Source organism: Streptomyces sp. WMMB 714 (assembly GCF_900090125.1).
In the GTDB taxonomy this organism is placed as follows: domain Bacteria; phylum Actinomycetota; class Actinomycetes; order Streptomycetales; family Streptomycetaceae; genus Streptomyces; species Streptomyces daqingensis.
Genome location: NZ_FMHJ01000020.1, coordinates 1 through 13,462, shown reverse-complemented (window position 1 = coordinate 13,462; position 13,462 = coordinate 1). Strand labels below are relative to the sequence as shown.

Here is a 13,462-nt window from a genome sequence, read left to right as displayed (position 1 = left end):
GGCCGCCCGCCGGGTTCAGTGCCGCACGTCGCCGTATCCGTCGATCTCGCGGGGTTCGCGCGGCCCCGGTCCCACGTAGCGGGCCGAGGGCCGCACCAGCCGCCCGGTCCGCTTCTGCTCCAGGATGTGCGCGGCCCAGCCGGCCGTGCGGGCGCAGGTGAACATGGACGTGAACATGTGCGCGGGCACCTCGGCGAAGTCGAGCACGATCGCCGCCCAGAACTCCACGTTCGTCGCCAGCACCCGGTCGGGCCGCCGGCTGTGCAGCTCCTCCAGCGCCGCCCGCTCCAGGGCCTCAGCGACCTCGTAGCGCGGCGCGTCCAGCTCCCTGGCCGTGCGCCGCAGCACGCGCGCCCGCGGGTCCTCCGCGCGGTAGACGCGGTGGCCGAAGCCCATCAGACGTTCCCCGCGGTCGAGTTGGCGCTTCACGAACGCCTCGGCGTCCCCGGTGCGTTCGATCTCCTCGATCATGCCGAGCACCCGGGACGGCGCACCGCCGTGCAGCGGCCCGGACATCGCGCCCACCGCACCCGAGAGCGCCGCCGAGACGTCGGCACCCGTGGAGGCGATGACGCGGGCGGTGAACGTCGAGGCGTTCATGCCGTGCTCCGCGGCCGACGTCCAGTAGGCGTCGACGGCGGCGACGTGCTTGGGGTCGGGTTCGCCCCGCCAGCGCCGCATGAAGCGCTCGACGACCGTCTCCGCCTTGTCGATCTCCCGCTGCGGCACCATCGGAACGCCCTGCCCGCGCGCAGACTGCGCGACGTACGACAGCGCCATGACGGCGGCGCGGGCGAGGTCGTCGCGGGCCTCGGCCTCCCCGATGTCGAGCAGCGGCCTGAGGCCCCACACGGGGGCCAGCATCGCCAGCGCCGACTGCACGTCGACGCGGATGTCCCCGGAGTGGACGGGGATCGGGAACGGCTCGGCCGGCGGCAGCCCCGGGTCGAAGCCGCCGTCGACCAGCAGGCCCCACACGTTGCCGAACGACACGTGCCCCACGAGGTCTTCGATGTCCACACCCCGGTAGCGCAGGGAGCCGCCCTCCTTGTCGGGTTCGGCGATCTCCGTCTCGAACGCGACGACTCCCTCGAGTCCGGGTACGAAGTCGGACATCAGGCGGCTCCTCAGGGGTTCCCGGCAGGCGGTGCTGCCGGCGGGTCGGCGACGCGGAAGCGGATCCGCCCGAGGGGCGGGACGGCTGCCGGTCCTGGACTGCTCGAATCGGGGCGCCGGTTCCACTGCCGCCGCCGCGGCTCGCGGACCGTGTCGCCCCCGGTGGTCATGCCCCGCCGGACGGCCGCTCACCCGGCCCGGGCGGCCGAAGGCCGCGACCGGCGTGCGCGGCGGACGACGCGGGTACGGCCAACGATTCTCCGGGGTCCGCGTCCGGCGGGGAAGGGTGAGTTCAGGCACACGGCCCGGCCCGCCCGCCGGCGCCCCGGGGCCCTCGCCAGGGAGGACGGCGCGTATGCGGCTGCGAGGCCCCGGAAGCGGTGTTGCAAGATGAGTGCGTGCCCGACGCCCACGATGACGCCGCCCGAGACACGCCGCTGACCATTCTCGACCCCGCCGCCATGCGGGCCCGCTACCGCGCCGAGGGGCTCCTGGAGGAGGAGCTCGCGCCCGAGCCGTACGGCCAGTTCGCGCGCTGGTTCGCCGACGCGGTGGCGAGCGGGCTCCACGAGCCCAACGCGATGGTCCTCTCCACGGCCGACGCCCAGGGGCGGCCCAGTTCCCGCACGGTGCTGCTGAAGAAGTACGACAGCCGCGGCTTCGTCTTCTTCACCAACTACGGCTCGCGCAAGGGCCGGGAGCTGCTGGAGAACCCCTACGCCTCCCTGCTCTTCCCCTGGCACCCCGTCGCCAGGCAGGTCATCGTCGCGGGCAGGGCGGAGCGCATCGGCAGGGACGAGACGGCGGCCTACTTCCGCACCCGCCCGCACGGATCCCAGCTCGGGGCCTGGGCGAGCGAGCAGTCCTCGACCGTGGCCTCGCGGGAGGAACTGGACCGCGTCTACGCAGAGCTGGCCGCCCGCTACCCCGAGGGGGAAGACGTCCCCGCACCGCCGGGCTGGGGCGGCTACCGGCTGAGCGCGGATTCCGTCGAGTTCTGGCAGGGACGGGAGAACCGGCTGCACGACCGGCTCCGCTACGTCCGTAACGGCGGCGTCGCGGACGGTAGGAGCGGAACGGGCGGCGCGTCCGACGAGGGCGCGTCCTGGAGGGTCGAGCGGCTCTGCCCGTAAGCCCGCGGGAAGCGGGCGGAACGCAGACGGCCCGCGGGCTGCTCCGCTCGCCGGTGGCGAACGGCGCCGGTCGGACGAGTCCGACGAGCCCACGGGCCGGGTGACTGCTGGAGATCGGCCGGCGTACCGGCGTCACACTGTGGCGTCGGCCTAGGCCGCAGCCACCTCACGCGTCCGGGTGTGCAACATCTACCGGATCACCTCCTTTCTCGTGTGCACCGCACGTTAGGCAGCCCCGGCGGGGGCCGCAAGCGATTTCGGGGCGGCAACGATTTGGGAGAAGTTCGCCGAACGGCGTGTGCGCTGCGTCACGCAGGAGTTGAATGATCCGTACGCGCAGCACCCGGCAGTCATTCCCGGCGCGTTCAAGTGGGGGTGCCCAGTTGTCCGCTCAATTCAAGACTCACGCCGCTTCCTCGTCCGACGGCGACGACAAGCACGGCCCGGACGACGAGCTGCTGCTGGCCGCCCTGCTCGACGGCATGGACGCCGCTCTCTGCGCGTTCGACGCCGACGGGGTCGTCACGCACTGGAACCGCGAAGCGGAACGCATCCTCGGCTGGACGCACGAGGAGGCGGTCGGCCGCAAGGGGCTCGCGGGCTGGGCGGTCCGCGAGGCGGACGCCGAGCAGGTGGAGGCGCGGCTGCTCGGGGCCATGCACGCGCCGGGCCGGCAGGTCCACGAGTTCGCACTGCTGAAGAAGGACGGCGGCCGGGTGCTCGTCCGCACCCAGTCGTCCGGTGTCAGCGGGGCCGACGGCAGGCCGACGGGGGTCTACTGCGCGTTCAGCGAGGTGCACGCGCAGATCGACCTGGAGCGTTCGATCGCCCTCAGTGAGGGCCTCTTCGAGGAGGCGACCTGGGGCGTCGTGCTGGTCGACGCCGATCTGCGTCCCGCCGTGGTCAACGTCAGCGCCGCGGGCGCCTTCCGGGTCTCGCGCACGACGATGCTCGGGCGCCCCCTGGGAGAGCTGATCGACCACGGCGTCGAGGAGCTGGAGGGCGCGCTGCAGCACGTCCTCGCGGAGGGGCCGCCGGCCACGCCGTCCGACATCTGGGTCACCCTGCGCTCCGCGCGCGGCTCCGACCGGGAGCAGGAGCAGGAAGGCGGCTCCGGCGGCGCGCGCCGGTGCTGGCGCAGCGGCTTCCTGCGGCTGTCGTCGCCGCTGGCCGAGGAGCCCGCCCCGCTGGGTGTGGCCTGGCTCTTCCAGGACGTCACGGAGTCCAAGCGCCTCGAACAGGAGGCGGCCCGGCTGCGCTTCCGCGACAACCAGCTCCACCGGGCGGCCCGCGCGGCCTCGGAGTGCGAGGACCCGATGGAGGCGGCGACGATCCATCTCGACTTCGCCCTGGCGGGCTTCGCCGACCACGCCCTGCTCGACCTGGTCCTCCCCACCGACGCCGACGCCGACGCCGACGCCGACGGCGTGGGCGACGGTGAGCACGGGCAGCCGGACGGTGGCGCCGCACGGGGAGCGGCCGGCGACGACGGCGCGGAAGCCGGGCCGCCCCGCCTGGTGCGGGTGGCGGCCACCCCGGCCTCGGCGTCCCCGGCGCCGGACCCGGTGTCGGGCCACCAGAGGGGGCTGCCGTGCGGCATCCCCGTCAGCTACGCGGAGAACCACCCCGCGCTCCAGGCGCTCAAGCGGTGCGGCTCTGTCCGCGCGAGCGTCGGCGGCGCCGCGACCGCCCGTGCCTTCCCCGGACGGGCGGCGAAGGACGGCGGCCAGGGAGCCGGCGAGGGCAGCAGCGTGCTGGAGGGCTGGGCCGCCGCCCGCAAATGGCCCGAGGGGACGCTGCACGGACTGTGCGCGGTGCTGCGCAGCCGGGGAAGGACGCTGGGCGTCGTCACGCTGCTGCGCGGCTCCAGCCGCCGCTCCTTCGACCGCGCCGACGCGGCGTACGCCGAGGACATCGCCGTCCGCATCGCGGCGGCGGTGGACCTGGCCCAGCTCGCCCGCCGCCGGTAGCACCCGCGGGCACGCCGCACGCGCCGCACCCGCGGACGCCGGGTTCACTTGTAGAAGATGCGGTCCGCGTAGCGCGTCATGACGGCCTCGTTCCACGCGTGGCCCCCGTCCACGTTCCCCGAGCGCAGCATCGGCGGCTCGCCGCCCTGCGCGGCGAGCGTGCGGACAGCGGTGGCGACCACGGCCTGCATGATCGCGCTCGTCACGACCGTCGACGCCGGTGCGAAGGCCCCGGTGACGCCCTCGGCGCTCAACTCCGCGTCGCCCACGGCGATGTGGCAGTCGACCACGATGTCGCAGTGGTCCTTGAGGAACGTTCCCGACGAGTGCCGGGACGTCGTCTCCCGCGAGTACGCCAGTGACGTCACGCCCACGACCTTCAGCCCCTTGGAACGGGCGTGCGCGGCCATCTCCACGGGCAGCGCGTTGCGCCCCGAGAGCGAGATGACGAAGAGCAGGTCGCCCTCCCGGACGGGACCGGCGTCGAGCACCGCCGCGGCGAGCCCGTCCACGCGCTCCAGCGCGCTCCCGAGCGTGGCGGGGCGTACGTCCACACCGACCGCCCCCGGCACGGGCAGCAGGTTCATGACCGCCAGGCCGCCGGCCCGGTAGACGACGTCCTGGGCGGGGAGGGAGGAGTGGCCCGCGCCGAAGGCGAAGACCCGGCCGCCCTCCGCGACCGTGCCGGCCAGCAGGGCCCCCGCGGCGGCCATGCTCTCCGCCTCGGCGTCCGCGACCTTTCCGAGCAGTGCCGTCGCCGCGGTGAAGAAGTCCCTCGCCGGTGCCGTCGTCTCGGTCGTCTCCACAGGGTTCCTCCCCCTCGGCCCGCCCCCGTCCGGACGCGGGTGTGCGGGCCTCGACCGGCCCCCGGTAGCGTCGCGGTCACGCTGAGGTCCGTATCCGTCACTTGTCAAGTGAGCATCCTTTCCCGGGTGGGGCGGTTGTCCTTCCGATGCGTCAGAATTGCGGGAGGGTCACTGCACCGATTCGATGAGGGGCACGCATGTCCGGACTGATCGACACCACGGAGATGTATCTCCGCACCATCTTGGAGCTGGAGGAGGAAGGCGTCGTTCCCATGCGTGCCCGTATCGCCGAGCGCCTCGACCAGAGCGGCCCGACCGTGAGTCAGACGGTGGCGCGCATGGAGCGCGACGGGCTGGTCAAGGTCGCCGGGGACCGGCACCTCGAATTCACCGACGAGGGGCGGCGGTTGGCCACCCGCGTCATGCGCAAGCACAGGCTGGCCGAGTGCCTGCTGGTGGACGTGATCGGTCTCGAGTGGGAGCAGGTGCACGCCGAGGCGTGCCGCTGGGAGCACGTGATGAGCGAGGCGGTCGAGCGCCGCGTCCTCGATCTGCTCCAGCACCCCACCGAGTCCCCGTACGGGAACCCCATCCCCGGCCTGGAAGAGCTGGGGGAGGAGGCGGAGGCCGAGTCGTTCCTGGACGACGGCATGGTGAGCCTGACGGACCTGCGGTCGGAAGGCGACGGGGAAGGCAAGACCGTCGTGGTGCGCCGCATCGGCGAGCCCATCCAGACGGACGCGCAGCTGATGTACACGCTGCGCCGGGCCGGAGTGCAGCCGGGCGCGGTGGTGAGCGTGACAACCGGAGCGGCCGGCAGCGTGCAGATCGGCAGCAGCGGCGAGGCGGCCGAGCTGGACGCCGACATCGCCGCGCACGTCTTCGTGGCGCGGCGCTGAGAGTACGCCGGCCGCGGGCGGCCCGGGAGCGGTCGTTCTTCCCGGGGCCGTGTCCGGCGCGAGCTGCGTCCGGTGCCGGCCGCGTCCGGTGCGGGCCGCGTCCGGCCGAAAGCGGAGCATCTTCCCGAAGCGCTCCGGGGGTACGAGAGTTGCGATAAGGCGAGTGCCTGCGGTCGATGCGTGACACTCTGTGTCCACGCGTGTGCGCACGGGAGGGGAGTCGTCGATGGAGTCGCCGAACCGGGAGGACCGGGCGAGACGCGGAACCGCCGCCGGGGCGGACTCCCGGTCCGCGCGATGTGCCACGGAACGTGACAAGGGCCCCGGCGCTGTCGGCGACCGGGGCCCCGCCTCCCCTTTTCCCCCGGGAGCGACCCGGAGCCCCGAGCTCTCAGGGTCGACCCTCCTCCCGGTCAGTGTCTCCCCGTGGCCTCGGCGATCAATCCCTGAGCACAGTCACTCGAAAGTAGGGGTTTCTCCCGGAGTGCGGCGCGTTCGAATAGAAGTTCGATAGCGTGGTTGCGCGGACGGAAGGACTGGGGGTGCCGAAACTCATGGTGCGACGGATGGATGTGACCGGCGCGGACGGAGTCCGCCTGGCCGCCTGGGAGTTCGCGGACCCGCCCAAGTGCGCCCCCGGCCGGTCCGGCGAGCCGGCCCCCGCGGAGGGGCCACGCCCCGGCGGAAGCGGCGGCGAAGGCGAAGGCGTGAGCGTCGCGGACGCCCGGCGCGGTGCCGGCGCGAGGGACGCGGACAGCGGCCCGGACAGCCCCAAGGGCGTCCTGTTACTGCACGGGCTGATGGGCCGCGCGGCGCACTGGGCGGGCACCGCGCGCTGGCTCTCCGGCCGCTACCGCGCGGTGGCGCTCGACCAGCGGGGCCACGGCCGCAGCGACAGCCCCGTCCACCTCGAAGACCCGTACGCGCGCGAGGCGTTCGTCGAGGACGCGGAGGCGGCCGTCGAGCAGCTCGGTCTCGCTCCGCTCGCCGTCGTCGGGCACTCCATGGGTGCGCTGACGGCCTGGCAGCTCGCCGCCAAGCGCCCCGATCTCGTGAGCGCGCTCGTCATCAGCGACATGAAGGCCTCGGCGCTGGGCGCGCAGTCGCAACTGGAGTGGCGGCACTGGTTCGACTCCTGGCCGGTGCCGTTCGCCACGCTCGCTGACGTCCGCAAGTGGTTCGGCGAGGAGGACCCCTCGCTGGAGCGTCCGGCTCCGTCGCGCGGCGACTTCTTCGCCGAGGTGATGACGGAGGGCGAGGCGGGCTGGGGGCCGGTCTTCTCCCGGAGGCAGATGCTCGCGGTGCGGGAGGCGTGGGTGCACGACGCGCACTGGGACGAACTCGCCCGCGTCGTCTGCCCCACGCTCGTCGTACGCGGTATCGACGGCGAACTGGGCCGTGCGGAGGCGCAGGAGATGGTGCGGGTCCTGCCCCGAGGCATGTACGCGGAGGTGCCCGACGCGGGCCACCTCCTGCATCTGGAGAAGCCCGCCGACTGGCGGCGCGTCGTGGAGCCGTTCCTGCACGCGGCCCACCCCGCCGTCAACTGACGGAGGCGTCTCCCGAGCGGACCCGCCGGGGCCCGTCGCCGGCGCCGGCCGGCGGCGCCCGCCCTCCTGCCGAAGGGCGCGCAGGCACAAGCGTGGGGGCGCAGGCGTACGAGCCGGGCGTGCACGGGTAAGTCCCACTGCGGTGCAATGTGTTGGGAAGTGCTGCATCGACTGAGTCAGGGGCATATGTCCAGGACTGATCATCGGTGTCTTCTCGGGGAGGTCCCATGGCCGCAAGGCCGCTGGTCGCTCGGCAGCCCAACCAACGGCTGCAGACGCTCATCCAGGAAGCGGGGTTCTCCAACGCGGGGCTGGCGCGGCACGTCAACCTCTGCGGGGCGGAACAGGGCCTGGATCTGCGGTACGACAAGACATCCGTCGCCCGGTGGCTGCGCGGGCAGCAGCCGCGCGGACGCACCCCCGCCGTCGTGTGCGAGGCGTTCAGCAGGCAGTTGGGCCGCACGGTCTCGCTGGACGAGATCGGCATGGCCGCGGGCGGGAACCTCGCCTCGGGCGTGGGCCTGCACTTCGCGCCGACCGTGATGGGCGCCGTGGAGCAGGCGTGCGAACTGTGGCGCAGCGACGTCGGGCGCCGGGACTTCATGAGCGGCGCCCCCGTCGCCGCCTCCGCCCTCGTCGAACCCAGCCGCGACTGGCTGATCACGCCCCCGGACGCCCGGGTGGCCCGCGGCGCGGGCCCTCGCGTGGGCATGCCCGACGTGGCGGCCCTGCGGGCGACGACCGACTCCCTCGCCCAGCTCGACCACCGCTTCGGGGGCGGCCACGTACGCCCGCTCGTCGTGCACTACCTGAACAGCGTGGTGTCGGGGCTGCTCGCGGGCTCCTACACGGAGGCGGTGGGGCGCGCCCTGTTCGGGGCGGCGGCACGCCTCACCGAACTGGCCGGCTACACGGCCGTCGACACCGGGCAGAGCGGTCTGGCGCAGCGCTACTACATCCAGGCGCTGCGCATGGCGCAGGCGGCCGGGGACCGTGCCTACGGCGGGTACGTCCTGGCCGCCGGAATGAGCCAGCTCGCCGCCTCCCTGGGCAACCCGCGTGAGGTCGCGCAGCTGGCGCGGGCCGCGCAGGAGGGCGCGCGGGGGCATGCGACCCCGCGCGCCCTGGCGCTCTTCCACGCGGCGGAGGCGCGCGGGCACGCCCTGACGGGGGACGCCGCCGAGTGCGCCAGGCTGTGCGGCGAGGCGGCCGACGCCATGGACCGTGCCGAAGCCGAAGGCGAGCCGGGGGGCGACCCGGAGTGGATCGCACACTTCGGCCCCGCCTATCTGGCCGGCGAACTCGCCCATTGCCACAGCGATCTGCGCCAGCCGGACCAGACCGTCGCGCAAGCGCGGACGGCACTGGCCGGGCACCCGGAGCACCTCGTGCGGCGCAGATCCATCGGGCTGTTCCTGCTCGCCTCCGCGTACGTGCGGAAACGTGAGCTTGAACACGCCTGCGCGGCGGGGGCGGAGGCCGTGAACCTACTCGATTCCCTGCGTTCCGGGCGCAGTTCGGAGTACGCGGCGAACCTCCGGCGGCAACTTGCGCCCTTTGTGAAGGTGCCGGTCGTCGGAGAATTCGCCGCGCGTCTGGAGCGGTCGGCGGCCGGAACGGGAGTCGCTTGAGTGCGGGTTCATCCGTATCTGCGCCATATCTGAGGTGAAGGGTTGGTGTCGCCACTTCCACCGCGTGGTACTCCCTTCGGGCTACCCGGTAGCGTGACCCGACGATTCCGGTAAGCCAGGTTGATCGAGGAGCCCCGGTGACAGCGCAGAGCGGACGCGGACAGGGCGACAAGCCCCTCTACGAGGGTGTCGTGCTGCCGGCGAACGGCGACCCGTGGACCCCCGAACAGCAGCGCCAGGTCGCCCAGCCGCAGGTCCAGCCACCGGCGGGTCAGCCGTGGGGCCAGCCCTGGGGGCCGGAGTCGCAGGCAGCGGCGTCGCAGGCGGCCGTGGCGGCGGGGGAGAACCCCGCGGCGCTGCCTCCGCCGCCCGCTCACGCGCCTCCCGAGCCGCCGTCGCCCCCGATGCCGGCGCAGTCGCCTCCGATGCCGGCCCAGCAGGCTCCTCCGATGCCCGCCGCCGGGGCGCCCCCGATGCCGGCCGCGCAAGCACCGCCGATGCCCCCGGAGCAGCCCCTCGCGCAGCCCGGGCCGCTGTCCGCGCCCGGCGGGTACGGGCCCGGCCCCATGCCGCAGCCGGACGTTCCGGGCGCGCTGCCGCAGGTCCAGCAGTACGGGCCGGACGCCGCCGCCACCCAGTTCGTACCGCCCGTGCACGATGCACCGGCCCATCCCTACGCGGCCGCCGTCCAGCCGCCGCAGGCACCGGCGGGTGTCTCCGACGCCGACGCCACGCAGTACATACCGCCCGTCACCGACGGACAGTCCGGGCATCTCCCGCCCGGCCACCTTCCGCCCGCCGGGCCGGCGGACGCGACGCAGATGCTGCCGCCCCTGACCGGTCAGGCACCCGGGGACCCGGAGGCGACGACCATGCTCCGCTCGCCTCTGCCGCCCGAGACGCGGGGCGCGGCGGGAACGCAGGGAGCCGGCGCGTACGCGGCCGGCGCGGGCGCCGGAACGCAGCAACAGCGCACCACGCCCGCCGAGTTCGACAGCCTCTTCCGCTCGGACGCCCCCGGCCCCTCGGGTGGCGACGGCGAACCCGGTTCGACGCAGAGCCTGCCCATCTTCGACCGGGCCGCCACGCGCCAGCGCTCCGGCGGCCCCGTCCCCTCCGCCGTGCCCGGCGGTCCCGGAGCCCCGGCCGGCCCCCCGGCCGCGGCGGGACGCGCCGCACGCCGCAACGCGGAGCGCGGGCCGGCCTCCAGACTCACCTCGCCGGTCGTGCTCATCGCGGCCGGCGTCGTGATCGTCGCGGCCGTGGGCATGGCGGCCGGAGCCGCGCTCAGCGGCGGGGACGAGAAGGAGGCCAGGAGCGGCGCGCCCTCCGGCCAGGACGGGGGGAAGGCCGGCGAGAAGAAGGGCCCCGCGGCTCCCGACCCGGCCGAGGCGCAGGCCCGGGAGCTGGACAAGCTCCTCGCGGACAGCAACAACAGCCGTGCCACCGTGGTGACTTCGGTCGAGAACATCAAGTCCTGCAAGAAGCTGGACAAGGCCGCCGACGATCTGCGGGCAGCGGCCGGGCAGCGCAACGGACTCGTCGCCCGGCTGGGCAAGCTGAAGACCGACGAACTTCCCGCGAGCGGCGAGCTGACGGCCGCACTGACACGGGCGTGGAAGTCCTCGGCCGCCGCGGACAACCACTACGCGGCGTGGGCCGACCAGACCGCCGGCAAGAAGGGCTGCCGCAAGGGCAAGGCCCGGGTCACCGCGCACACGGGTGCCGGCACGCGCGCCAGCGGCCAGGCGACGGCCGCGAAGAAGAAGGCCGCCGGACTGTGGAACCCCACGGCCAAGAAGTACGGCCTGAAGGAAAGGCAGTTCGGGCAGCTCTGACGCCCGCGGCAGGCCCGCCGGCCGGGGTTCACGAGGCGGGGTTCACGAGGCGGGGTTCACGAGGCGGGGGCGGCCCCGCTCTCCAGGGTCTCCTCCACGTCCACGAACCCCTTGTGGACGGCTACGAGCCGCCCCTCCCGCACTCGCTGGTACGTCACTTTCGCGTTGACGATCCTGGGGAAGTCCCGGGCGGCGAGCATGTTGTCGTAGCCCCAGTTCAGCTTCGGGGTCAGCCCGCCCGTCGCGACGGTGTCCCCCCGGTCCAGCGCACGCCGTACCGACTCGGCCGTCGGCGCCGCGCCGCCGAGGGACTCCAGGACCTGGCGCAGCACGGTGTACGCGACCCACGTCGTCTGCACGCCGGGGTCGGAGCCGTCGACGCGGTCGTCGCCGAAGGCGTGCTCGTCGATCACCTTCCGCATCGGGGCCCAGCGCGGATCGTCGGACGCCGGGTACCAGCCCGTCGCGTAGGCGCCCTCCAGCGGGCTGCGGCGTCCGCCGGTGCGGTCGACCAGGGACTGCCGGACGCTGCCGAGCACGGACGCCGTCCGTACGCCGGGCGCGTCCTTCCGCAGGCGCCGGAACGAGTCGAAGAAGGCGTCCGTGCGCCCGCCCAGTACCGCGGTGACGCAGGGCCCGGAACCTCCCGAGCGGGCCCGCCCCGCGTCACCGGCTCCGGCCTCGTCTCCGGTTCCATCTCCGGCTCCGGCTTCGGCTCCCTTCAGGGCCTGGCCGGCCTGCCGGGCGTAGGCGGAGGCCCCCTCCGGCGCCCGCACGTCGGTGGCCCGGCCCGCCCCGCTGCCCGCGAGGCCCGCGTCGAGCAGCGGTGGGAGCTGGTCTCCCGCGCTGGTGTCCGGCCTCACGAGCGAGACGTGCGAGCACTTGCCGGCGGCGAGCTGGCGGCCGTTGCCCGCGACGAGTGCGGGCAGTCCGCCGTTGACGGGATACGACAGCGGACTGCTGAACTCCTGGTGCGCGACGCCGTACCCGCCGATGTAGGGGATGCCGGCCTGTTCCAGCGCCGACATGAAGGAGCGGCCGTGCTGGCTGTAGGAGCCCACGACCGCGACGACCTCCTCCTTCGCGGCGCGGTTCGCGCAACGGGCCGCCCGCACGGTGTCGTTGTGGTCGTTGCAGGTGAGCACCTTCAGGCGGCGGCCGTCGATGCCTCCACGGGCGTTGACCCACCGCGCGTACGCCTGCGCCATGGCGGGCATCCCCGGCATGTCGGTGGCGCTGGTGCCCTGGGGCGCCCAGGTCATGACGGTGACGGTGTCCTCGTCCGCCGTCGCGGAGCCCGGTGCCCCGCAGCCGGTCGCCAGTACGGCGCAGGCGGCGGCGGAGGCGGCGGTGCTGAGGAGGACGGATCGGCGCCGGGGCTTCATGCGTCGGCACGATGCCGGGCGGGAGGTAACGCACGGGCGCTCGACGGCCAACTGTGAGTGACGCCGTGGTGAACAGCGGGGCCGTCGGCCGGTCGCTCCGGAGGGGAACGTATGGTCGATGACCATGCAGCAAGGATCAGCGCAGTCCGGGTGGGAGTCCCCGGAGGTACCGCTCCAGGGGCCCGTTCCGCAGACGCCCACGGAAGCCGCTCCCGTGGAGCAGTCGCCCGCGGGGGCCGCTCCCTCGGAAGGCGCTCCCGTCCCGGCGGGACCCGGAGCGCCGGAGGCCGGCGAGGCGCCGCAGCGGCAGGGCCGGCCGCCGCGAGATTCCGCGAGGGGTTCCCGTCGCGGCCCCCGTTCCACCACCATGGGCACCATGGCCGTCCATGACATGCCCTGGTGGCGCTGGCGCAGCAACGTGCGTTCGGCGCTGCACATGCTCTCCGACCCCGTTTTCCAGCAGGAATGCTGGGCGACCGGCCGTCCCGGCTACGGTGACGTCACCGACGCCGTGTACAGGCTGGTCGAGGACACCTGGCTGGACAACTGGTCCGCCGAGAAGTACGTCGGCACGATCTTCCGCGACTCCCAGGAGGCCGCGCTCGTCGACACGGCGGTGCTCCGGGTGCTGCGCATCATGCACCAGGTCGGTGCGGATGCCCCCGTCGTCTCCTACATGGAGCACCACGGCTGGCCCGAAGCGGTACGCGCGGCTCGTGACGCGCACGTACGGCTGGCGACGAACGACGGCGAGGACCCGGACGAACCGCCGCGCTCGCTGGACGTGCTGGCGATCATGCTGCACTCCGTCTAGGGCGTGTCTCAAAGTAGCGTCGTCCGGCCGTAGGCCGGGGGACGCGGTGTCTGGTGCGTGCGATCGCAAGGCGGAGGGAGGAGAGCGCAGCGGGCTGCGCCGACGACCGACAACGCAGCCAGCGTGCGTGCCAGGCACCGCGGCCCAGACGGGACTTTGAGACACGCCCTAGGTGTACTGACCCGTGAGGTTAGGAACGCGGCTGGCGGGTGGTAGGCCGCCGAGCGCGGTGTGCGCGCGGTGGTGATTGTAGGTGTGCAGCCAGTTGGGGAACGCTTCGCGTCGTTGGCTTTCTGAGTGGTAAGGGCGGGCGTATGCCC

The 13,462-nt window shown here is 73.8% G+C and carries 11 protein-coding genes; 7 read left to right on the top strand and 4 right to left on the bottom strand.

The window, feature by feature from the left end; translation table 11 throughout:
- Positions 1 to 15: 15 nt before the first annotated feature.
- Positions 16 to 1,116, bottom strand: coding sequence for a citrate synthase 2 (locus tag H181DRAFT_RS27150; RefSeq protein ID WP_045867097.1), 1,101 nt, complete (start codon positions 1,114 to 1,116; stop codon positions 16 to 18).
- A gap of 461 nt (positions 1,117 to 1,577) precedes the next feature.
- Between H181DRAFT_RS27150 and pdxH the strand changes: the two genes are divergently transcribed.
- Together pdxH and H181DRAFT_RS27140 are read left to right on the top strand one after the other, a co-directional pair.
- Complete coding sequence (pdxH, locus tag H181DRAFT_RS27145; protein ID WP_074468074.1) at positions 1,578 to 2,249, top strand: pyridoxamine 5'-phosphate oxidase; 672 nt, start codon at positions 1,578 to 1,580, stop codon at positions 2,247 to 2,249.
- A 383-nt stretch (positions 2,250 to 2,632) separates the two neighbouring features.
- Complete coding sequence (locus H181DRAFT_RS27140) at positions 2,633 to 4,219, top strand: PAS domain-containing protein (protein WP_045867096.1); 1,587 nt, start codon at positions 2,633 to 2,635, stop codon at positions 4,217 to 4,219.
- Positions 4,220 to 4,263: 44 nt separating this feature from the next.
- Here H181DRAFT_RS27140 and H181DRAFT_RS27135 read toward each other — a convergent pair whose 3' ends face one another.
- Positions 4,264 to 5,025: an SIS domain-containing protein gene (locus tag H181DRAFT_RS27135; protein WP_045867095.1), complete on the bottom strand. Its 762-nt coding sequence runs from the start codon at positions 5,023 to 5,025 to the stop codon at positions 4,264 to 4,266.
- 197 nt (positions 5,026 to 5,222) lie between these two features.
- On the opposite strand from H181DRAFT_RS27135, the gene H181DRAFT_RS27130 reads away from it, so the two are divergent.
- From H181DRAFT_RS27130 to H181DRAFT_RS27115, 4 genes are all read left to right on the top strand, one after another.
- Positions 5,223 to 5,924 carry an iron-dependent transcriptional repressor DtxR gene (locus tag H181DRAFT_RS27130; RefSeq protein ID WP_045867094.1) on the top strand — a complete coding sequence of 234 codons (702 nt, stop codon included), beginning with the start codon at positions 5,223 to 5,225 and terminating at the stop codon, positions 5,922 to 5,924.
- A 554-nt stretch (positions 5,925 to 6,478) separates the two neighbouring features.
- A complete protein-coding gene (locus H181DRAFT_RS27125; RefSeq protein ID WP_045867093.1) occupies positions 6,479 to 7,474 on the top strand; it encodes an alpha/beta fold hydrolase in 996 nt (331 codons plus the stop codon).
- A 227-nt stretch (positions 7,475 to 7,701) separates the two neighbouring features.
- Positions 7,702 to 9,105 (top strand): NsdA family TPR-like regulatory protein, encoded by a 1,404-nt coding sequence (locus H181DRAFT_RS27120; RefSeq protein WP_045867092.1) that lies wholly within the window; start codon positions 7,702 to 7,704, stop codon positions 9,103 to 9,105.
- A gap of 137 nt (positions 9,106 to 9,242) precedes the next feature.
- Complete coding sequence (locus H181DRAFT_RS27115; protein ID WP_045867091.1) at positions 9,243 to 10,943, top strand: hypothetical protein; 1,701 nt, start codon at positions 9,243 to 9,245, stop codon at positions 10,941 to 10,943.
- Positions 10,944 to 10,999: 56 nt separating this feature from the next.
- On the opposite strand, the gene H181DRAFT_RS27110 is transcribed toward H181DRAFT_RS27115, so the two are convergent.
- Positions 11,000 to 12,328, bottom strand: coding sequence for an ABC transporter substrate-binding protein (locus tag H181DRAFT_RS27110; protein ID WP_045867090.1), 1,329 nt, complete (start codon positions 12,326 to 12,328; stop codon positions 11,000 to 11,002).
- Positions 12,329 to 12,695: 367 nt separating this feature from the next.
- On the opposite strand from H181DRAFT_RS27110, the gene H181DRAFT_RS27105 reads away from it, so the two are divergent.
- The gene (locus tag H181DRAFT_RS27105) at positions 12,696 to 13,142 is read left to right on the top strand and encodes an SCO4402 family protein (RefSeq protein ID WP_045867089.1); all 447 of its coding nucleotides are present in this window, start codon (positions 12,696 to 12,698) and stop codon (positions 13,140 to 13,142) included.
- Between the two features lie 168 nt (positions 13,143 to 13,310).
- Here the strand turns inward: H181DRAFT_RS27105 and H181DRAFT_RS29055 are convergent.
- Positions 13,311 to 13,462: integrase core domain-containing protein (locus H181DRAFT_RS29055; RefSeq protein ID WP_139131765.1), on the bottom strand; the 152-nt coding region annotated here is incomplete at its 5' end.